The organism is Tissierella carlieri (assembly GCF_018917285.1).
Taxonomy (GTDB): Bacteria; Bacillota; Clostridia; order Tissierellales; family Tissierellaceae; genus Tissierella; species Tissierella carlieri.
The window spans coordinates 174,617-196,627 of the sequence record NZ_JAHLOH010000013.1 but is presented as its reverse complement, the minus strand read 5'-3'; the positions used below and the strand labels follow the sequence as shown (position 1 = coordinate 196,627).

Below are 22,011 nucleotides of genomic sequence, written 5' to 3'. Positions count from 1 at the left end.
TAATGCACCTCCTGTTCTAGTACATCTTAATATATTCTTCTATTCATATTACATCGTTTTTGCAATTATATCAATAGGAATATATTCTTCATTTAATTAATATAACGCAATAAAAAAAATAATTACTGCAAAGAAAAAAGACAACTGATTAATTAATAATCATGCTGTCTTTTATTAATATATTTTCCTTATACAAATTTAAATATCTATATCTTGAATTGTTCTACCTGTTTATTCAACTCTTCTGCAATTTTGGCAAGTTGTTCACTTGAGTTAGCTATTTCTTCCATAGCAGCAGTTTGTTCTTCTACAGATGCTGAAGCCCTTTGAGTTCCTGCTGCATTTTCTTCTGATATAGCAGATAAATTTTCCATTATTTTAATAATATCTTCCTTCCTATTAGCTATTTCATAGCTGGAATGATTAACCTTTTCAATAGATTCTTTCATCTCTTCTATTGCTTCTGCTATTCCAACAAACTTGTCATTTGTTAGATTCACACTTTCATTCTGAGAAGAAACTATCTCTTCTAATTCCTCCATAGTTTTTACAGCACTAGAAGTCTTATCTGTCAACTCATTTACAATATTACCTATTTCCTCTGTGAAATTACTCGACTGTTCTGCTAATTTTCTAATCTCATCAGCTACTACTGCAAATCCCCTACCAGAATCACCAGCTCTTGCTGCCTCAATGGCGGCATTTAAGGCTAGCAAATTTGTTTGATCTGCAATACTTCTTATCATTTCACTGGCATTAACAATTTTTTCTGCACTCCTGTTAGTAGCAATAATAACATTTTGGACTTCCTTTGATGATTCTCTATTCGTATTGGTTTTTTCTACAAGATCTTTTAATATCTGTAATCCTTCATTTCTTAAGTTGTTTACTTTTTCAGCTGAAGTATTTAAATTCTCAATATAACATTCGTTTTCTACTACTCTATCTCCAAGCTCTAATATAGATGACACCCCTTGTTCTGTATCTTTTGCTTGGTCAGATGCTCCTGTTGCTATTTCTTCAATAGTTCTGGCAACTTCATCAGCAGCTATAGCCGATTGATGACTAATAGCTGTGAGTTCTTCTGAGGAGGCAGCTAACTGCTGAGATGTATCTAATACATTTTTAATAATATTTGTTATAGAACTTTGCATACTCTCCACTGCTTGAGATATCTCTCCCAATTCATCATTCTTACTAACTAAATCTTCTGGTATAGTATTGGAAAAATCCCCCAATGCCATAAATCTCATGTGCTCTTTCAGCTTATTTATTATCTTTACAGCATAGTTAGATGTAGTAAATAAAATAATCCATAAGAGTATAATAGCAGAAATAACTGAAATAGAAACTATTGTGATATTCTTATTTATAGCTGAATTCACATTTTCCATGGAATACCCTATAGAAACAGCACCAATATGTTCCTCATTTATTATAACAGGATATAAAACATCTAAAACTGTTATATCTTCTTTCTCATAATGCCACTCTTGTGAGTAAGGAACTCCAGTAATTGCCGCTGACTTGCTCCCTTCATCATCAAATACTTTACCTATTTCCTCTTCATCACTATGTGCAATAGTTTCCAAATCTTTATTCATAAGTAAAGCATAGGCTATCTCTTCCTCTAAAGCTATATCCTGTAAAAGTTTCTGATAACTAAAAGATTGTGTTAACTCTTGTACTCTATTAGCTATAATACCTACCTGTACAAATGTCCCATCTATGCCTTTTAGATATCCATACTTTAAATAATTTTTTGATTCTGTATCTTGCCTAAGGTCTTCAAATAGCTCCATATCTTTACTTATCATAAAGTTATGTACAGCATGTCCTGTAGTTGCAGTCCATCCTATATAATCATCAATATTAGAATATATAATTTCACCAGCTGAATTATACCAACTTATCTGTTCTACATCAGACTCTCTTGCTAATTTTTTTAGGTATTCATTATCTAAGCTGGTTTCATTTCCAATAACCATTTTTCCTACTACTTTAATTTTATCTTCTAGCATACTATCGATAGTTTCCAATGACCTAGAGTTATCTTGCAAATTTCCTATAATTCTTTCTGATAAAAAAAATCCATTTCTCCTCATTTCATTAAGTAAACTTTCTTTCATAAAATATGATGAAATAACACCAATACCTATGAGGACAGTTAGCACTACCATTAAAGGTATAATTATTAACTTTACCTTAATTGTCCCTCTTTTAACCAGTTTATTAGCTTTATCCACAGCTTTCCCCCCACTTTTAATATCTCAAATTCTTCTTATATATTACAATAATTGAATTATCACAATATACATGCCTATTGTGATAATTCTAACCATGAATAATAATTAATCATGATTATACCAAATTTTTCCATTGGTTGCAAAGAAAAATCTCTTTCCTCCAAAATTTGAAGAAAAGAGATTAACTTAACTTATTACATTCTAATAAATGATCCTGGTCCGATAGGAAGTCCTATTACAAACCATAGTATTAATAAAATAGACCAAGATATTAAGAAAAACAAGGAATAAGGCAACATAGTAGAAACCAAAGTACCAATTCCCATATCCTCATCATATTTCTTAGCAAAAGCTATAATTACTGCAAAATAAGACATTAGCGGCGAGATTATATTTGTTGTTGAATCGCCTATTCTATATGCAACTTGAGTAAATTCTGGAGAATATCCTATTTTCATTAACATTGGAACAAATATCGGTGCCATAATAGCCCACTTAGCTGAAGCTGATCCTATAAATAAGTTTATAAAAGCTGTTACTAGAATAAAACCAATAATCATAGTAATTCCTGTCATTCCTGTTGAAGATAGGAAATCTGCTCCCTTTACTGCTAATATTGTACCTAAGTTTGTCCAAGTAAAATAGTTTACAAATTGAGCTGCCACAAAGGCTAACACTAAATATCCACCCATTGAAGCCATAGCTTTACCCATAGCATCTACAACATCCTTATCACTCTTAACTGTTCCAGAAGCTATTCCATAAGCTATACCTGGTATTAAGAATAATAATGCAATTATAGGAACTATACCTCCAATAAATGGAGAGTTGTCAAGGATTGAGCCATTTTCAGGATTTCTCAAAATACCACTTTGCGGCACTACTAAAAGTAGTATTACTATAACAAATGCTAGTACAGATATACCTGCCCATTTTAGCCCTCTATTTTCTTCTTCTGTAACTTTATCCATAGAAGCTATGGCTTTTCCCTTATATTCCCCAAGTCTTGGCTCGATAATTTTTTCAGTAACAAATGTACCTATAATGGTAATTAATATTGTGGATACAAATAAGAAATAAAAGTTAGCAGTAGCTGGAACTATATAGTCCCCTTGAATCATTTGAGCTGCTGGTTGAGTTATACCCGATAATAACGCATCTGTAGGTCCTACCATTAAGTTGGCACTAAATCCTCCAGATACACCTGCAAAGGCAGCAGCTAATCCTGCTAATGGATGGCGGCCAAAACTTAAAAATACTAAGGCTCCTAATGGAACTAAAACTACATATCCTGCGTCAGAAGCTATATTAGACATTACTCCTGCCAAAACCACTACAGCAGTTATCCATCTCTTAGGTGTGGATAAAACCAATTTTCTAAGCCCTGTTTGGATAAGTCCTGTTCCCTCAGCAACCCCTACGCCAAGCATTGCAACCAGAACTGTTCCTAGTGGCGCAAAAGATGTAAAATTTGTCACTGCTAATGAAAACATTTTTCTTATACCTTCAGCATTTAATAAGCTAATTGCTGTAACTGTGGTTGGAACCATTTCTCCATCTACAAACTTGTCAAATGTTACTGATAATCCTACCTTTTCAGCTATAGCCGAAATAACTATAACTATTAAACTAAATATTACAAATAATGTAACTGGGTGGGGCAACCTATTCCCCGCTCGTTCTACAAAGTCAAGAAATTTGTTAAAAAATCCTTTCTTTGTAGATTTTACATTAGTTTTATTCATTACAAACCTCCTTTTTGTTTTTATATTAATTTTAGTAATAGGTACTTACCCTAAAATTAATAAATCTAAACTTGTAATGGTATTTTTATAATACATTAGTTTACATAATCTTGCAATAGGTTTTAATGATGGTAAAATCTTAAAAATAATCAAAAAAGAACCATCTATAATGGCTCTTTTTCTAAGTTAACACATCTTATTTAGTTATCTGCTAATGCTTCCTCCATATCATCTAAATCTTCATTTTCATTTTTGTTTTCTTTTGGCAAAACGTTATTTTCTTTATTTACGAATGTGGTTATGATATCTGTTAAATCTAATCCTGTTAAATCTTTTACAGTTTGAAAGCCATTTGTTGTTATATCGGCTACCAACTTTGTAAGTTTAGATGCACCTTGTCTACCACCATTGTCAATTATAGTTATCTTGTCAACTTGTTCCATTGGTTTAGCTACTGCAGCCATTATTTCTGGTAATCTGCCTACTACTAACTCTACTATAGCAGCCTCTCCATACTTAGCCATTGCATCTGCTAATCTGTCTTTAGACTCAGCTTCTGCTATACCTTTTGCTTTAATCGCCTCGGCTTCTGCCATCCCCCTTGCCTTGATTGCTTCTGCATCTGCTATTGCTGCAATCTTCAAAGCATCTGCTTCTGCTATAGCTTTAATCTTTATGGCTTCCGCTTGCGCTTCTGCCTGCTTTATGGATCTTATCTTTTCTGCATCAGCATTTACTTCAGTTTCATATTTCTTTGCATCTGCTGGTTTTTTAACTTCAGCTACAAGCTTTTCCTCTACTACCAAGGCATTCTTTTTAGCCAATGCTGCCTGTTGTTCTGCTACTAAGGACTCATTTTCGATTTCTTTTAATTTATATGCTACGTCTGCATCTGCCTTAGCTTTATCTTGCTCTGCTCTATAGCTTTCAACTTTAATTAATTTATCTCTCTGACTTTCTGCTATTTCTGTTTCAGCTAATAGTTTAGCTTTCTCTCCTTCCCTTACCGCATTTGCTGTACGTATCTCTGTATCTCTTTTTCTTTCAGCTGTAGCAATATCTGCATCTGCCTTTGCTGATGCTATTTGAGGTATAGCCCTATTCTCCAAATATCCTCCTTGAGTTGATATCCTAAGTATAGAGTATGATATCAGTAATAGCCCCATAGAATGTAATTCTTCTCTAATGTCATCTTCTATTCTCTGCTCAAAGGCAGCTCTATCTTCATTTATTTGTTCTACAGTAAGAGTTGATATTATTCCTCTTAGTTTACCTTCAAGAATTTGTTCTACCATACTACTGATAACTGATACTGTATTTTTTGCTCCACCACTACAGAATTGTTCTACAGCCTTAAGTATGCTATTAGTTTCATTGTTAACTTTTACTATAGCTGTACCTACAATGTTTACAAATATACCTTGTTTAGAAGGTGCTTCATTTACATCAGTAGTCATACTAATATTTTCTAGAGAAATTGTACAAGAAGTCTCTAGAAATGGAACCATAAATCCACCCTTACCCGATAATACTCTTTTCTTTAATCCTGTGATTACCATTGCCTTGTCAGCTGGCACTTTTCTCCAGAAGAGTAACAAGATTATTAAAAACCCCAATATTCCTCCTGCAATGAATATGTACTCCATAGCAAAACCCCCTTTATTAAAATAAATATATAAAACTGATATCTATTATATACCTGTATGACTTCAAACTAAACAATATTTTAACAATTGTAATGTTTTTGTAATAAACTTTTGTTAGATGACGGATTTAAGGAAGTTTTTTTGAGATTCTAGATCAATCCTAAATCAAATAGGATTTTACTTTACTATGGATTATAATAAAAAGCACACCTTAAATATTAATTTTTATCTTTAACATCTTTAGGCATGCTCACATAGTTTTTCTTCATTTTAAACTATTAATAAATTTCAATGTAATTTCTACTTTTAATCTTTCTATAGGGTCTTCTAAGTCAATATTACAAATTTGTTGTATCTTTCCAATTCTATATCTTACTGTATTACTATGAATAAATAATTTCTTCGCTGCTATATTACAATTTGATTCACTTTCTAGATAAACCTTCAATGTTGATATTAACTCATCACTATCAGGTTCTTCTAGTAAGGGGGATATATGACTAAAATTATTGCCAAAATCCTTTCTTTGAATACTTTCTAGACGTAGTAATCCAAATGGTCCTAGATCTTCAAAGGTTATCATCTCTCCATCTGTATAGATATAGGATCCAATATCTACTGCTTTTAAAGATCCTACATAACTTTTCTTTATAGAACAAATATCCTCTACCATATCACCTATACCTAGTTTTATTTCTCTATCTGGAAAATTGTTTTTTATTTCTTTAAATATACTTTCGAAATCCTTTTTCACATTCTTAATTACATCTTTGTTATATCCCTTAACATCGTATAGAAGTATGATTGTGTTGTCATCTAATATACCAAATATGGACTTGTCCTTTGGAATGTTAAGCAAAAATGTAGTAGATATTTTCTCACGATCATTATAAAATGATGGATTACCTTCATCTTGTTTTATACATACACATATAAAGTTATTTTCTATGTTTAGCTTAAAGTCTTGAATATTGCTTATTGCCTTTATTAAGTTTTGTTTTGAATCTAATTCCCCATTTATTAAAGCCCTGATAAGGTCATCATAAAAACGTCTTTCAAAAGAGTTCATAAGATAAATTTGTTCATATACTTCCAAAAGTAAAGTATAGCTAAGCCTCAGAACGAATAAATCATAATAATCAATTTTGCCGGAGTGTTCCCATACTATTAATTTTGATACTGTAACACCTTTTATTACTATTGGTATTATAACGAAAGGACATTTATTGCTATCCTCTATATTTTTAATTCTGTAAATATTTAATTTATCACATAATATTTCCTTCTGATAATTAAAAGAAAAATTATCTTCTTTACTAAATGAAATATTATCCTTTAAAAAAGGTTGCTCCTTAGGATACGTAAAAACTTCTTTTTCTAGAATATCAACTATAGATATAGGATATTTTAACTCTTCTGAAAGACAAATTATTGTCTTTTCAATCTTCTTATGAAAATCATCGCTCCTTAGTACAAGCTTATCCGCATTTTTCCTATCAATAATATGGGTTATATATCTATTCATAACAATTGAATTTACAGCATTTATTATATCTATCCAAGCTACATTATTAGGAACATTGATTAATGGAAATCCTAATTCGTTACATAAATCTATTATTTCTTTTGGAACATCACCTAAATATCTATCCTTCTTTACTGCAATACATGTTGAGTTTTGTTTATATAAAAATAATATTGCTTCTCTAAAAAGCTCAACATTATCTTTGAATAAATATCCAGAGGAAAGCATAAATTCTTTACCTTTAACCCATTTATATCCATCTGGAGCATCAAATAGTGATACAGCTTGTATTTCCCTATCTAATCCTTTCTCTCCTGCAATTAAATGATAACCTGTAAAAAATTTTGTTTTTAATGCTTCTCCTATCGTAACTCCCATACTATCTTTCTCCCTTGTTTAATATATCATAATTCTATTATATCATATCTTAGACAATATTCGACATTGCCAGTATAATAAATAACTTCCTAACTTTTAGGTAATTCATCAAAATTAGGAAGTTATTTAACACTGTTACAAATTAATTTTTTTCTAAATAATCTATTGCTCCTTGGATAAGCAGTGCTGCCCCTTTCCATAATACATCTTCATTTATATCAAATTTGGAATTGTGGTGTGGATAGAATACTCCATCTACTGCTTTAGGTGTATTCATAAAGAAAAATGTTCCTGGAACTGCTTTTAGAAAATATGCCATATCTTCTCCACCCATTACAGGTTTCTTCATTACCATTATATCTTCTTCTGGGATAATTTTCTTCGCAGATTCTACGAAATCCTTAGTAAATGCTTCGTCATTTACCAATGGAGGATATCCAAATACATACTCAAACTCATAAGCCCCTCTCATTGTTTTAGAAATTCCTTTTGCAATCTCTTCTATTCTTTTAGCTATATCTTCCCTTACATTTTGCTCTACCGCTCTTACAGTTCCTTCTAATTCCACACTATCAGGAATTATATTATATGCAAAGCCTCCATTAATCTTTCCAACTGTAACAACCGCTGGGTCTGTTGGACTTAATTCTCTACTAATTATAGCCTGTACATTGGATAAAAAATATCCTGCCATAGCAATTGGGTCTATACCAGTTTCTGGATAAGCACCGTGACAGCCACTTCCTATTAATTTTAATTTAAATCTGTCTAGACATGCCATCATACTATCATAAGACACCATTACTAATCCTTCTTTTTTTGCATCTGTTAATGATCCTACATGAAGTCCCATAACTGCATCTACCTTTGGATTTTCTAATGCTCCATCTTCTATCATTGGCTTAGCACCACCAGGTCCTTCTTCTGCTGGCTGGAATATTAGCTTTACGTTGCCTTTTAATTTATTTTTATTTTCACTTAATACCTTTGCAACTCCTAAAAGAATTGCAGCGTGAGCATCATGCCCACAAGCATGCATGTTACCATTTTGTGATGCAAAGGATAGTCCTGTTTCTTCCCTAATAGGAAGTGCATCCATATCTGCTCTTAATGCTATGGTCTTTCCTGGCTGACCTCCTTTAATAAGCCCTACTATACCTGAAACACCAACTTTTTCTTTGTATTCAATTCCCATATTTTTAAGTTGTTTAGCTATATATTGTGAAGTCTGCGGCAAATTTAAACCTACTTCTGGTATTTGATGTAATTCCCTTCTCCAATTTATAATATTTTTTTCTACCTCTTGAACCTTTCTTATTATATCCATACTAGTTCCCCCTTTACTAATAAGTTACCTCTTATAGTACTAGATATTTTTCAATTATTGCTATATAGAAATGTACTGATTCCATTAGACTATCTATTGTTATATGTTCATTTGGCTGATGAGCCATATTAGCATCTCCAGGGCCATAGAATATACAAGGTATTTGTTTCGCTGGTAAAAATATTGACGCATCTGTATAGAAGTTTACTCCCTTTGCCCTAATATCTTTATCAAATTCCTCTTTAACAATTTCCTCAGCTAATTTTACAAACGGATTATCTCCTTTTGTTTCGACTGCTGCTCTATCATTTAAAATCTTTATATCTGCTTTAAAATCCTCTATTTGAGAAGATAGCTTTTCTATTATTCTTCCGAAATCTTTTACTATTTCCTTATGGTCCATACCAGGTACAGTTCTCATATCTATAGTGATACTACATTTATCTGGCACAACATTTGTCTTTACTCCACCATTTACAGTAGATATATTCATAGTCGGATGACCTAGTATTTCATTTTCCTCATATTTGAACCTATAGCTTACGAGTTCGGACAATAACGCATTCATATGAACTACAGCATTAGTACCATTTTGAGGAAAAGCTCCGTGAGCTGTCTTTCCATAGGTAGTTATTTCAACCCAAAATGCACCTTTTTCTGCTATATTTATTCCATTTGAGCTTGGCTCTCCAATTATAATAGCCCCAACTCCCTCTAATCCACCATCTTCTACAAACTTAATTGCCCCTATGCTATCTGTTTCTTCTCCAGCAGTAGCTGAGTAAATAAAATCACCTTTTAATTCCCATCCTGCTTTTTTCACTGCCTTAAGTGCTATAAGCATTGCTGCTAGTCCACCTTTCATATCAGCAGACCCTCTACCATATATCTTTCCATCTACTATTGCACCACTATATGGTCCATATTCCCACTCAATATCTCCTGGAGGTACTGTATCTAAATGTCCATTAAATAATAGTGTTTCTCTTTCTCCTCTACCTTTTACTCTTCCTATTACATTGCCCCTATCATTCCCTAAATCATCAATTACTGTTTCAACTCCAATTTCTTCTAGCTTTTGTCCTATGAATTCAGCTAGAGGTAACTCATCCCCTGGGCCATTCACAGTTTTAAAACCTATCATTTGTTGAAGCAAATCTATAGCTTCATCTTTGTCAATAAATTCTAGTACATTATTATCTTTCATTACGTCCCCCTCCAATGTATTATTGTTCCTATTTCTATTTTGTTTTCTTTTTATATGAAGTAGTTGCAAATATTATTGTACTGAATACACATAAAGGAATTAAAACATATACTGGTAATACCTTTACAACTCCTAAAAGGAATAATGTTAATCCTATTGCAAATGCACCATATTTTGGATATTTAACTGCGAACATTGCAAACATTGAACCAAATATTGCTGGTAACACAAATTCAAATGCTTTAACCACTACTGGCGGAAATAATTGCATAAGTCCATTTCCAGCAATAGCTGCTATTGTTACAATTACTATATTTGTAATAATTGAGCCTGCAATTCCTAATGTAGCTACTAATTCTGCTTTCTTTGAACCTGGCTCAACCTTTAATGCCTCTTGAGCAACAGCTGCACAAGGCACTCTCATATTACCTATATTTCCTGCTAAAAATGACATATAAGTTCCTGCCATTCCCAATACTGGAAAAAATGATATCGGCTCAATAAAATAATAAGAGCCATAAATTGATGCAATTAAAAACCAACCTGTAATTATAGACTTAACTGGTGGTAATGCTCCATATCTAATCCATAAATAAATTGCTGGTAGAAAACAAAATGCAACTGCAAGAAGTAAGGTCCATTTCCCCGTTTTTATAATTGGCTTTGTAAAATTTTCATAATAAGCTTGATCTTTGCTATTTTCCATTAATCTCCCTCCTATTATCCTACATAAGTGACTGCAGCAACCATTCCAATAACCATTGCAATTCCTAGATTATATTCTCCAAGCTTTGGATATTTCTCTGCTAATTTTCCTAATAATATCATTGATAGTCCTGCTGCTAATGCTGCTACTAGTCTTCCATTACCTGCTATTAAATGTCCTCCAACCAAATAAGCCATAGCACCTAATGTAGCTGCTCCACCTATTTCACCTGTAAGTCTTGTATCGCCTTTTGATATTTTATTTCTCAATCCTTCTAATTTATGAGTAAATAATCCGACAAATAAAAGCCATCCTATACCATTTAATGTCATTGCCCAAACAGAGTTAGCATATTCTAACACTCCATAACCATCTCCACCAAATTCAACGCCCATAGCCTTAGCTCCCATGGTGGATGCTGCTAGCTCTGTAGGTGCAGCTCCTATTATAGATAGTCTCAACCATGTCATGGGTCCTCCTACAACAGCCATCATACCAAGCATTACAACAAATACTGCTACAGCTGGTCCTATGGCTGAGATCGCTCCAATTCTAAATGCGTCCTTAGCCTCTTGCTTTGTAAGCTCTACTGAACTTGCGGATGCAAATGCTCTTTTAGAAAATATAATTGCTTGAACTGCTACTAATGATACTACTGGTAAACACATTAACCATAATATTGGATCATTGGCTATTTTTAAATATTCCTTCATTTTACTACCTCCTGACATATTTATTTTTATTTGTAATCTTATATTACTACATTTTCTGACAATGGAATTTGTGAGTAATTAAAATATTAACAATACTTTTTGTAGCTTTGCACTTTTGTATAAAATCCTAAGTTATTTTGTAGTTTTGCATTTTTGTACAAAAGATATCATTTTTTTGTATGATTATATAAAAAATAGCTAGCAAGATTGGTACTAGTACCAATTTTGTTAGTTATTTAGACTGTTCTCCATAAGTATCTTTTGCCTGAGATAAATATATGAATTCATTTTTGATATTATTAAGTGAATCCCTTATTTTAAAAAAACAAAAAAACCTCTAAAGTAAACTTTAGAGGTTGATCTACTACAATAAACTAATATTTCCATATATATAAATTAAGAGAATATATCTTAACTCTTTTAAATGTTAAACTTTGAAACAGCCTTTAATAATAACTCTGATCTTTCTTTTGCTGTATCTGCCAATTTGATAACATGATCTGACATTTCTGTTATAGCCGATACTTCCTGTGCAATATTAGTAGCACCCTCTGCCTCTTCATTAGCTGCAATTGCTATCTCATCTATTGCTTTTACCATGTTTTGCATTGAAGCTAAAAGTTCCTCGGATGTAGAACTAAATTCATTTACCATATCATTTATTATAAAAGAGCTTTTACTATACTCCTCACTAGTACTAACAAGGCTCTCATAATCATCTAGTACCTTCTTATCTATAAACTCCATAATCTCACTTGAGCTAGATAAAAGATCATTTACACCTTCTAATATTATTTTAGTTACTTCCTGTATCCTAGAAACGGTATTTTTTGACCCTTCTGCCAGCTTTCTAATTTCATCTGCAACAACTGCAAAGCCTTTACCTGCTTCACCAGCTCTAGCTGCTTCAATAGCAGCATTTAATGCTAATAAATTAGTCTGTGAAGTTATGGCCAAAATTGCCTCTGACAATTCATTGATTTTATCTACTTCTTTCGATTGTTCAATTGCATTTTGCAAATCATCCTTTGTCTTTCTATATATTTCTATTGTATCTTCTCTTGAAGATATTGCTCTCTGCTTCATATTTTCACTCATTTTGTTTATATCACTTACTGTAACTGCGCCTTCTTGGGCCTTATATGCAGTAGATTCTATAGCTTTTTCAATCTCAGTTGAAGTCGCACTCATTTCTTCAGTTGATGCAGCATTTTCCTCAGTTGTCGCAGACAATTCTTCTGTAGTAGCAGAAATTTCTTCTATACTTCTATTGAGCTTCCTCATATCTGAGTTAATATCAACTAGCATCTGACTTACATTAGATGACTCATTAACAACTTCTCTTATAATATTTTTTACTGATTCCTGCATAGTATCAATTGCCTTTGCTAAAGTACCCGTTTCATCATTCATTTCAAGTAATTGCATAGGTATCATACCTGTAAAATCCCCAGTAGCTACTATGTTTAAATAATCTGACGCCTCCTTTATAGGTCTTGAAATGCCTCCTGCTATAAATAAAGTAATAGCTATACTAATTGCAAGAAAAATAATTGATATTATTATCATTGTCATTGTAAGACTATTTACTTGTGACATAACTTCCGACTTTGGAGCCGTTATGGCTAATGACCAATTTGTTCCTTCTACTGGAGCAAATCCCATATATTTAGTTATTCCTTTATAACTATATTCTCCTACACCTCTTTCTCCCTGAGTCATTTTCTGTTGTAGTTGGGCTAATGATTTTAGCCCGGAATCTGCTTTAGCTTCCTCTAAAATATTATACATATTCATAACAAGTTCCCTATCCTTACTAGCTACCGTCGTTCCTTGTTTGTTAATCATAAAAGCCTCACTATTTTCTCCAAAACGCATATCACTTATAAAATCACTCAGTACATTTCCATCACGAGTAGCAGCTAGTACTCCTTTGACTCTGCCACCATCCTTTATGGGAACTGCATAGCACAATATCAAATTACCATTGGTCCTATCTATAATAGGGTCTGAAACTTCTTTTTCACCTGATAATGCCTTTATAAAATATTCTCTGTCCGAAACGTTTGCTCTCCCTCCAGCAGTATCTTCCATATTACCATCTATGTCCGCAATAAACATATCTATATGATTACTTCTTTTCACTTCATTATTAAGTAATTTTAGCTTTTCATCTAAAGTCAAACTAGTACCTTTCAACCAATCACTCTCAGCTAATGCCTCTAAAGCATTAAATTGAACTTCCATTCCTTTATCAACTATTTCAGCATTTTGTATTGCTAATTGAGATAATGATTCATCAATACTTGTCGATAAAGCCTTTGATGATGCTATGTAAGACACCACTCCAAACCCCATACAGATAACAAGAAGCAGTACTCCATAAAATAAAGATAGTTTTGTCTTAATACTTTTAAGCTTCAAAATATACCCTCCTTAATTAAATATTAACTATTTAATATAATATATTTAGTGTAGACTAATGTAGTTTATTGTAGATTATTGTATTATTATATATTAATAGTTCTGTAGGTTACACTGTATTTCACTCCTTGTCATTGCCATGGCAATGACAATTCTATGTTTGTCTATAGCCTATCTGATTATATAGAGTTATTGTAAGTCTATATATTATTTACAATTATATAAAGGGGGAGAACTCTTTGATGACTAATATGAAGTTTGGTGAATGTCTATCTCTTTTACTTTCTGCTTTAGATATAAGTATGAATCAACTATCAAAAGCTATAAATGTAGATAGTTCACTTGTTAGCCGTTGGGTCAGCGGGAAAAGAATTCCTGCATATAATACTATATATATTGATAGTATTACTGAATACTTTTCAAGAAATATTAAAAATTCATTTCAAGAACAAAATCTAAATAAAGTTTTGTTAAGTCTAGATAAAAATGAAGAATTAGATGGTAATATCAAAGAAAAAATGAAAAAAGTATTATTGGAGTCCCAAGGATATTCTATGGAATGCAAAAAAAAAGAATATCTAAAGAAGAAAAATCAGTTAGCCAGCAAAGATCAAGTTTTTAATTTTGTAAGTATGGACCAAATTTATCCTGAGAAACAGAATAGCATTAATAATTCTAATCAAATTATTGATTTATCCAATGAGGATAAAATAATTTTTGGAATTGAAAATATTATCTCTGAAGGTATTTCTCTACTTGAATATGCAATTAATCAGAAATATAAAAAAAACAAGATAATTTATATAACTTACAATAATGTTAATACAACCAAGAGCTATTATAAATTAATACTTTTGAGAAATGCTTTACTAAATGCTATAAATAATGGATGGGAAGTTCTTTTCTTATTGAGACTGGATAATAATATTAATAGAATAATAAGATTTATCAACTTTATACATCCAATTATGATAACTGGAAGAATTAGTTTATATTATTTAGATAAATATGGTACTTGTATTGCTAGTAAAGAAACTTATATTGTTTCAGATATTGGTGCATTATCTTGCTTCCCAACGGAGCCATATTCAGAAATTACCTGTAGCTTTTATTTAAAAAATAAAGCTGGTGTAAGTATCTTGAAAAATTATTTTAATGCAGTCATTACAAATGATGCTAAACCTTTAATTAAATATCATACAAAAAATATTGAATATCATCATAAGTTAACTGAATTGGAAGAAAGTATAGGTAATCGATTTCAATATAAATACTGTTTTACCACGTTTACACTAACTGAAAACTTGCTTGAAAAAGTCTTAAGAAAAAAAAATCTTCCAAATGATGAAATACTTCTGCTTTTAGACTTTCATAAAAGACAATTTAATGCATTCTTATCAGGTATAAAATACTATCAATATAAAGATATATTTTTAGCAAATTCTATTGAAGATCTAGTTATGCATAAACGATTTTATTTTGACTATTATGAAGAAACGGAGATAATAAATATGGATGTTGAAGATATCATCGAACTTCTACAAAACATAATCTATCTTCTCAAAACCTATGACAATTATAATATTGCTTTTATGCCTAAAAGTACTGATAATTTTTTAAAAAGTGTTAATTCATATTGTGCCATTAAAGAAAGACAAGCTGTATTATTCGAGACTTTTAATGCTGTAAAAGACCTTAAAAAAGTACAACTATCAATAGAAGAAAACACTTTAATTAAAGCCTTTGAAGAATATTTCAAACAAACTTGGGAACAGATTGCTCCTGTTAATAAAGACAAAAATGAGATTATTATAATGTTACAGGATCAGATAGATATACTTAAAAAGACCTATTTAAGCATTTCAAAATTCTAATAAGAAAAAAGAGGTCTATCATAAGTTTAATATACTTATGAAAAACCTCTAGGATATAAGTGATTGATAATTTAAAAATTTGTACTATTATTTATGATGGAATTACATCATGCCGCCCATTCCACCCATACCGCCCATTCCACCCATAGCTGCCATTGGGTCTTCTTTTTCTATATCTACTACTGCACCTTCTGTAGTAAGTACCATAGCTGCTACAGATGCTGCATTTTGTAATGCTGATCTAGTCACCTTAGTTGGGTCTGCTATACCTGCTTGAATCATATCTACATATCTTTCATTTAAAGCATCAAATCCAGTACCTGGCGCTTCTTCTTTAACTTTTTCAACGATAACAGAACCCTCAAGTCCTGCATTTGCCGCAATTTGTCTAACTGGCTCTTCTAACGCCCTCACTATTATACTAACTCCTGTTTTTTCATCACCATGAGTTGCTTCAAGCAATTTAGCTACGGCTGGTATTGCATCTATCAATACTGTTCCACCACCAGGAACCATACCTTCTTCAACTCCTGCACGAGTTGCAGCTAAAGCATCTTCTATTCTAAGTTTTCTTTCCTTAAGTTCTGTTTCAGTTGCAGCACCTACTTGAATTACTGCTACTCCGCCTGATAATTTAGCAAGTCTTTCTTGAAGCTTTTCAGCATCAAATTCTGATTCTGTTTCTTCAAGTTGAGCTTTGATTTGTTTAACTCTATTTTGAATTTCCTCTTGATTTCCTTCTCCGTTAACTATTACAGTTGTTTCCTTATCAACTTTAACCTTAGCTGCTCTACCTAACATTTCAATAGTAGTTTCTTTTAAGTCATATCCTAATTCTTCTGATATTACTTCACCACCTGTTAAAATAGCTATATCTTGTAGCATTTCTTTTCTTCTATCTCCAAAGCCAGGTGCCTTAACAGCAACGCAGTTAAATGTTCCTCTTAATTTGTTAACTACTAATGTAGCCATTGCTTCTCCTTCAATATCTTCAGCAATAATTACAAGAGGTTTACTCATTTGTACTATTTGCTCAAGAATTGGAAGGATTTCTTGGATATTACTAATCTTCTTATCTGTAATTAAAATATATGGATTATCATATTCTGCTATCATTTTTTCAGTATCTGTAACCATGTAAGCTGATACATATCCTCTGTCAAATTGCATACCCTCTACTACATCTAGAGTTGTTCCCATAGATCTTGATTCTTCTACAGTGATAACCCCATCGTTTCCTACTTTTTCCATAGCATCAGCTATTAATTTTCCTATTTCTTCATCTCCTGCAGAAATAGATGCAAGTTGAGCTATAGATTCTTTTGATTCTACTTCCTTAGAAAATCTCTTAATTTCTTCTACTGTGGCATTTACAGCTGATTTAATTCCCTTTTGAAGGATCATTGGATTTGCACCTGCTGCCACATTCTTTAGTCCTTCTCTAATAATTGCTTGAGCAAGTAAAGTAGCTGTTGTAGTTCCATCTCCAGCTACATCATTAGTCTTTGTAGCTACTTCTTTAACAAGTTGAGCACCCATATTTTCATATTTATCTTCTAATTCTATTTCACGAGCTATAGTTACTCCGTCATTTGTAATAAGTGGTGCACCAAACTTCTTATCTAATACAACATTTCTTCCCTTTGGTCCTAATGTAACCTTTACAGTATCAGCTAATTGATTTATACCTCTTTCCATAGCACGACGTGCGTCTTCTCCAAACATAATTTCTTTAGCCATTTATATCCACACTCCTTTTGAATTTACTTCGTAAATTTACAATGCACAATGCACGATGCACAATTAAAAGATTAAAATAATATAGGTTTTGGTTTTCAATTGTGAATTGTGAAATGTGAATTGTCATTATTCCACTATTGCTAAAATATCAGATAATTTTAGGATTGTTAATTCTTCACCATCTACTTTGATTTCTGTTCCAGCATATTTTGAGAATATTACTTTGTCTCCAGCTTTAATTTGATCTTTTTTCTTTTCATCATTTGTAATATCAGCACCAATAGCAACTACCTCTGCCATTTGTGGTTGCTCCTTAGCAGTACTTGGTAGAACTATACCACTTTTTGTTTTCTCTTCAACCTCAACTTTTTTAATTACAATCCTATCACCTAATGGTCTTAGATTCATAGTTATACTACCTCCTTATGTTAATATTAGTTTTATCCTTCATTTTATTAGCACTCATTGTCGTTGAGTGCTAATATGTACAATATATATGTTACTTAAATGAAATCATGTAATCAAGTCTGAAATTTGACTATATTAAGGTATTATTTGCTAAAATATGGCTTTTAAACCATTAATCTTATTTTTTCTCTAATTTACTATTCTTATCTTATTAAATTAACTAAATTTACTAATATATAGTAAATAATAGGAATAAAAACTGCTGGAAGCATATTTCCTACCTTTATTTTCTTGATTCCTAATATATTTATTCCTATTGCCATAATAAGCAAGCCACCTACTGCTGACATTTCATTTACTACTTGTACAGTAAGTAAATCTTTTATAAAATTAGCCAATAAAGTAATGCTGCCTTGATAGATAAATACTGGGATACTTGAAAATGCAACTCCGATGCCTAAAGTTGAAGCAAATATTATAGCCGATATACCATCAAGAATTGATTTTGCAAATAAAGTTTGGTGATTACCTTGTATTCCAGACTCAAGAGAACCAACTATTGCCATAGCTCCAACACAATATACTAAAGAAGCTGTTACAAAGCCCTTAGAGAAGTTACTATCTTTTCCTCCAAATTTATCTTGTAGAAAATCCCCTAAATTATCAAGCTTATTTTCTATTCCAATTACCTCACCTATTACACTTCCTACTACAATACTTCCTATAACTAGGATAATATTTTCAGACTTAATCCCCCCCATAATACCGATGATAATTACAGCAAGACCTATACCATCCATTATGGTATTCTTATAATCATCTTTAATTCCTTTTTTTACTCCTATACCTAATAATGAACCTAATATAATTGCTAAAGCATTTACTATTGTTCCTAGCATAGTTAATCTACCCCCATTAGTTCAGTGAATAATGAATAACTAATATAAGCAGGATACCAAAATTGTGATTTTCTATTTTGTGTACATTGCTTAGCTACTTATACTTGCCTCGCAGGGTATAATTTGGTAGCCCTTTAGGGTTTGTTTACCTAGTGAATAGTTAAAAAAACCAAAATTTTCGCTCAGAACTATTCACCATTCACTTTTCACTATATTTTAATAGGATACACCATTTTAAGGATAATTTCTATAAAAAAATGGAATCCTTTTAAAGAATTCCATTTTCATCTTATTTTTTAATTATATTTCACTTTCCTTATATACATTGTTCTTATTATGATAAAATAAATCACCTGAAATACTAGATATCCTAATGCAACTACAAGACCATTTGCAAAAAGATTTCTTTGAAGTAAATTAGAAAGAGATTTCAATGCAAATAAAGAATGTGTAGTACTAACTACAAAAGGTAAAAAGAATATAATCCCTATTTGTTTTGTTATTACTTTACTTATTTCTTTTTCTGTAGTTCCAATTTTTCTAAGTATATCGTATTCTACTTTATCTTGTTTTACTTCGTTGAATAATTTGAAATATATTATACTGCCTGAAGCTATAAAGAATAAAAAGGCTATAAAAAATCCTATGAATAATGTAAGTCCAAAGCTTTTTCTGATGTCTTTATAAGGAATTGACTTAGAATAATAATTACCTTGATATTTACTACCCAACATCTCTTGTATCTCAACTGAAGCATCGAAGGAACTCTTCCATTTTTCTAATTTTATTCCATTATATATAACTATATCATCCTCTTTAGTCATTTCTAATATATGGTTATAGTCTTTGTCGTTTAATATAAATGCATCAAAATATCCTAGTTTATTAAGAGACATAACACCACCATGTATCTCCTCGCTTACCCTATATTCATTTACTTCCTCATTTAAACTTAATATTGCTGTTTCAAGGGGATATCTTTTAATTTTCTCTGGTTTACCATTATAGCTAAACACCTCATAAGGAAAATTATAGACTACCTCATTTTCTTTCACTTCAATTTTATCCTTACCTTGGAAAACAGCTAATTTATTATAATCAGTATTTGATATGAGTAAGATTTCTTCTCTGATACTATCATTAGCTTTTTTAGACTCATTTTTAACCTTTATATTTTTAACTGTATGAAACTCATTTGTTTTTAAATCATATTTTTTTAGGATTTCTTTTACTCTCTCTATACTCTGATTATCCTTCAGTGTTTCCCCTTTTTGGATTATTGCAATATCTTCTGGCGTATCAATTCCTGATATACTTGATATCTCTGTAAAAAATGAATATATGGTTTCTGTAGCAGTAAAGGTAATTGCACCTAAAGTAGCTGCTAAAAACAATACCTTAGCTGTATCTTGTAGTTTAAATATCATTTGAGAATAAGATATTATATTAGTTTTTTTATAAATTATATTTTCATTTTTTAAAACTTTATTAGCTACAGCTATACTAAATTGAGTAAAGATAAAATAACTACCAGTTACAACTATAAATATAACTGGTATCATAGCCAAAGGCACAAGTACTCCTTCTACAAACCAAGCTATACCATAACCCAATATTAATAAACTAACTCCAAGAATTGATTTCTTCTTTGAAAACTTTGGCATTTCCTTAGGCATCTTACTGCTTTTAATTTGTTGTATTATTTCCTTATTCTTTATTTTAAAAAGCATTAAAGTGCTTACTATTTCAAATAAGGTAAAAAAAATCAAAGCAGTAATACCTAAAGCTTTAAGAGAAATATTAAATGGCAAGTTAATATCCATAAATGCTTCCATCGCCATAAGAAATAATTTTGAAAAGGCAACTCCTGACAATATACCAGTTCCTATGGATAAAATAGATATTATAGTATTTTCTATAAGAACATATTTCCTTATTTGATTTGTAGTCATTCCATATAGAGATAGTAATCCAAACTCTCTTCCTCGAGATTTTAAAAATATGGAAGTAGAATACCCTACAAACAGTACTGAAAACATTACTATGATAACTTGACAGGCTACCATACTATTAATTACCCCCATTTGTGCCACTGGATGTCCGCCTATATTTTTAAAATTTAAAGAAGGATGGAATACAAAATTGGAAAATATAAAGAATGCTGTAACAGCAAATGCATTACTCAAATAATACATTACATATCTATATAGATTTCCCTTAACATTGCTAAGAGCCATATTAGATATTTTCATTATACCCACCTCCAAGAAGGGATAAGGCATCTAAAATTTCTTTAAAAAATACCTGTCTATTAGAATCCTTAACTATTTCAGTGAAGAACTTCCCATCTTTTATCATTATTATTCTTTTACAAAAACTAGCTGCAAAAGCATCATGAGTTACCATAACTATAGTAGCTTTTCTTTTTTCATTTATATTTTCTAAAGAGCTCATTAAATCAAAGGATGCCTTAGAGTCTAAGTTTCCAGTAGGTTCATCTGCTAAAATAATAGCAGGGTTATTTATTAATGCCCTTGCACAAGCAGTCCTTTGTTGCTGTCCCCCTGATACTTCATAGGTTCTTTTATCTAGGATATCCTTGATATTTAATATGGATGTTATTTCATCTAGTTTTTTTTCTATTTCTCTTTTTAGGAAACCTTCTAATACTAAAGGAAGTATTATATTTTCCTTTACAGATAATGTATCTAATAAATTAAAATCTTGAAATATAAACCCTAAATTCTTTCTTCTGAATATAGCTAACTTATCTTCCTTTAATCTATAGGGATTTTCTCCATTTATTAAAATTTCTCCAGAAGATGGAGAATCTATTGTAGCAAGAATATTCAATAGGGTAGTCTTTCCACTGCCTGAAGGACCCATTATTCCTACAAATTCTCCTTCTTTTATATTCATATTAAAATTATCTAAGGCTTTCACCGATACTCCTTTGCCCTTGCTACCATATATTTTAGATAGATCTTTAGTTTGCAATACTGACATTCTATTACCTCCTGATTTGTATTTCTATATATATCATAATAATTCAAGGGAAATCTTTCTATCGATTTCCCTTTCAAATGGAGATATTATCTTACAATATTGTTAGATTAGGTTGTTTTCCGCAGTTTCGCAACACAAATCTATTTACTCACAACCTCTGTTTACTC

Annotated in this window: 15 protein-coding genes; 1 reads left to right on the top strand and 14 read right to left on the bottom strand. The window is 31.4% G+C overall.

Going from position 1 to position 22,011, the window contains the following annotated elements:
- Nucleotides 1-206: 206 nt before the first annotated feature.
- The 9 genes from KQI38_RS02360 to KQI38_RS02320 form a co-directional block, all read right to left on the bottom strand.
- Nucleotides 207-2,246 (bottom strand): methyl-accepting chemotaxis protein, encoded by a 2,040-nt coding sequence (locus KQI38_RS02360; RefSeq protein ID WP_216555111.1) that lies wholly within the window; start codon nucleotides 2,244-2,246, stop codon nucleotides 207-209.
- A 194-nt stretch (nucleotides 2,247-2,440) separates the two neighbouring features.
- Nucleotides 2,441-3,991 carry an AbgT family transporter gene (locus tag KQI38_RS02355; protein WP_216555109.1) on the bottom strand — a complete coding sequence of 517 codons (1,551 nt, stop codon included), beginning with the start codon at nucleotides 3,989-3,991 and terminating at the stop codon, nucleotides 2,441-2,443.
- 200 nt (nucleotides 3,992-4,191) lie between these two features.
- Entirely contained in the window at nucleotides 4,192-5,637 is a 1,446-nt protein-coding gene (locus KQI38_RS02350) for a flotillin family protein (protein ID WP_216555107.1), read from the bottom strand.
- 265 nt (nucleotides 5,638-5,902) lie between these two features.
- A complete protein-coding gene (locus KQI38_RS02345) occupies nucleotides 5,903-7,540 on the bottom strand; it encodes a PucR family transcriptional regulator (protein ID WP_216555099.1) in 1,638 nt (545 codons plus the stop codon).
- A gap of 142 nt (nucleotides 7,541-7,682) precedes the next feature.
- Nucleotides 7,683-8,867 (bottom strand): M20 metallopeptidase family protein, encoded by a 1,185-nt coding sequence (locus tag KQI38_RS02340; RefSeq protein WP_216555097.1) that lies wholly within the window; start codon nucleotides 8,865-8,867, stop codon nucleotides 7,683-7,685.
- A 31-nt stretch (nucleotides 8,868-8,898) separates the two neighbouring features.
- The gene (locus KQI38_RS02335) at nucleotides 8,899-10,074 is read right to left on the bottom strand and encodes a M20 family metallopeptidase (RefSeq protein WP_216555088.1); all 1,176 of its coding nucleotides are present in this window, start codon (nucleotides 10,072-10,074) and stop codon (nucleotides 8,899-8,901) included.
- Between the two features lie 34 nt (nucleotides 10,075-10,108).
- Nucleotides 10,109-10,780, bottom strand: a complete 672-nt coding sequence (locus tag KQI38_RS02330; RefSeq protein ID WP_216555080.1) for a hypothetical protein — start codon at nucleotides 10,778-10,780, stop codon at nucleotides 10,109-10,111.
- Nucleotides 10,781-10,794: 14 nt separating this feature from the next.
- Nucleotides 10,795-11,493, bottom strand: a complete 699-nt coding sequence (locus KQI38_RS02325) for a DUF5058 family protein (RefSeq protein WP_216555078.1) — start codon at nucleotides 11,491-11,493, stop codon at nucleotides 10,795-10,797.
- A gap of 420 nt (nucleotides 11,494-11,913) precedes the next feature.
- Nucleotides 11,914-13,917, bottom strand: coding sequence for a methyl-accepting chemotaxis protein (locus tag KQI38_RS02320; protein WP_216555076.1), 2,004 nt, complete (start codon nucleotides 13,915-13,917; stop codon nucleotides 11,914-11,916).
- A gap of 242 nt (nucleotides 13,918-14,159) precedes the next feature.
- Here KQI38_RS02320 and KQI38_RS02315 point away from each other — a divergent pair, with 242 nt between their 5' ends.
- Nucleotides 14,160-15,791, top strand: a complete 1,632-nt coding sequence (locus KQI38_RS02315) for a helix-turn-helix domain-containing protein (protein ID WP_216555074.1) — start codon at nucleotides 14,160-14,162, stop codon at nucleotides 15,789-15,791.
- A 102-nt stretch (nucleotides 15,792-15,893) separates the two neighbouring features.
- Here the strand turns inward: KQI38_RS02315 and groL are convergent, their stop codons facing one another.
- The 5 genes from groL to KQI38_RS02290 all read right to left on the bottom strand — a co-directional run bounded on the left by groL (nucleotide 15,894) and on the right by KQI38_RS02290 (nucleotide 21,844).
- Nucleotides 15,894-17,531, bottom strand: coding sequence for a chaperonin GroEL (gene groL, locus KQI38_RS02310; protein ID WP_216555072.1), 1,638 nt, complete (start codon nucleotides 17,529-17,531; stop codon nucleotides 15,894-15,896).
- Between the two features lie 126 nt (nucleotides 17,532-17,657).
- Nucleotides 17,658-17,939: a co-chaperone GroES gene (locus KQI38_RS02305; RefSeq protein WP_094904171.1), complete on the bottom strand. Its 282-nt coding sequence runs from the start codon at nucleotides 17,937-17,939 to the stop codon at nucleotides 17,658-17,660.
- Nucleotides 17,940-18,142: 203 nt separating this feature from the next.
- Nucleotides 18,143-18,838, bottom strand: coding sequence for a DUF554 domain-containing protein (locus KQI38_RS02300; RefSeq protein ID WP_216555070.1), 696 nt, complete (start codon nucleotides 18,836-18,838; stop codon nucleotides 18,143-18,145).
- Between the two features lie 296 nt (nucleotides 18,839-19,134).
- Nucleotides 19,135-21,090, bottom strand: a complete 1,956-nt coding sequence (locus tag KQI38_RS02295; protein ID WP_216555068.1) for an ABC transporter permease — start codon at nucleotides 21,088-21,090, stop codon at nucleotides 19,135-19,137.
- Nucleotides 21,077-21,844 carry an ABC transporter ATP-binding protein gene (locus tag KQI38_RS02290; RefSeq protein ID WP_094904168.1) on the bottom strand — a complete coding sequence of 256 codons (768 nt, stop codon included), beginning with the start codon at nucleotides 21,842-21,844 and terminating at the stop codon, nucleotides 21,077-21,079. Before KQI38_RS02290 ends, KQI38_RS02295 begins: the two co-directional genes overlap by 14 nt.
- Nucleotides 21,845-22,011: the final 167 nt, after the last annotated feature.

Coding starts and splice junctions, on each gene's coding strand:
- KQI38_RS02300 (WP_216555070.1), bottom strand. CDS start 18,838: ATGCTAGGAACAATAGTAAATGCTTTAGCAATTATATTAGGTTCATTA.
- KQI38_RS02315 (WP_216555074.1), top strand. CDS start 14,160: ATGACTAATATGAAGTTTGGTGAATGTCTATCTCTTTTACTTTCTGCT.
- KQI38_RS02335 (WP_216555088.1), bottom strand. CDS start 10,074: ATGAAAGATAATAATGTACTAGAATTTATTGACAAAGATGAAGCTATA.
- groL (WP_216555072.1), bottom strand. CDS start 17,531: ATGGCTAAAGAAATTATGTTTGGAGAAGACGCACGTCGTGCTATGGAA.
- KQI38_RS02350 (WP_216555107.1), bottom strand. CDS start 5,637: ATGGAGTACATATTCATTGCAGGAGGAATATTGGGGTTTTTAATAATC.
- KQI38_RS02325 (WP_216555078.1), bottom strand. CDS start 11,493: ATGAAGGAATATTTAAAAATAGCCAATGATCCAATATTATGGTTAATG.
- KQI38_RS02295 (WP_216555068.1), bottom strand. CDS start 21,090: ATGAAAATATCTAATATGGCTCTTAGCAATGTTAAGGGAAATCTATAT.
- KQI38_RS02355 (WP_216555109.1), bottom strand. CDS start 3,991: ATGAATAAAACTAATGTAAAATCTACAAAGAAAGGATTTTTTAACAAA.
- KQI38_RS02330 (WP_216555080.1), bottom strand. CDS start 10,780: ATGGAAAATAGCAAAGATCAAGCTTATTATGAAAATTTTACAAAGCCA.
- KQI38_RS02305 (WP_094904171.1), bottom strand. CDS start 17,939: ATGAATCTAAGACCATTAGGTGATAGGATTGTAATTAAAAAAGTTGAG.
- KQI38_RS02340 (WP_216555097.1), bottom strand. CDS start 8,867: ATGGATATAATAAGAAAGGTTCAAGAGGTAGAAAAAAATATTATAAAT.
- KQI38_RS02345 (WP_216555099.1), bottom strand. CDS start 7,540: ATGGGAGTTACGATAGGAGAAGCATTAAAAACAAAATTTTTTACAGGT.
- KQI38_RS02290 (WP_094904168.1), bottom strand. CDS start 21,844: ATGTCAGTATTGCAAACTAAAGATCTATCTAAAATATATGGTAGCAAG.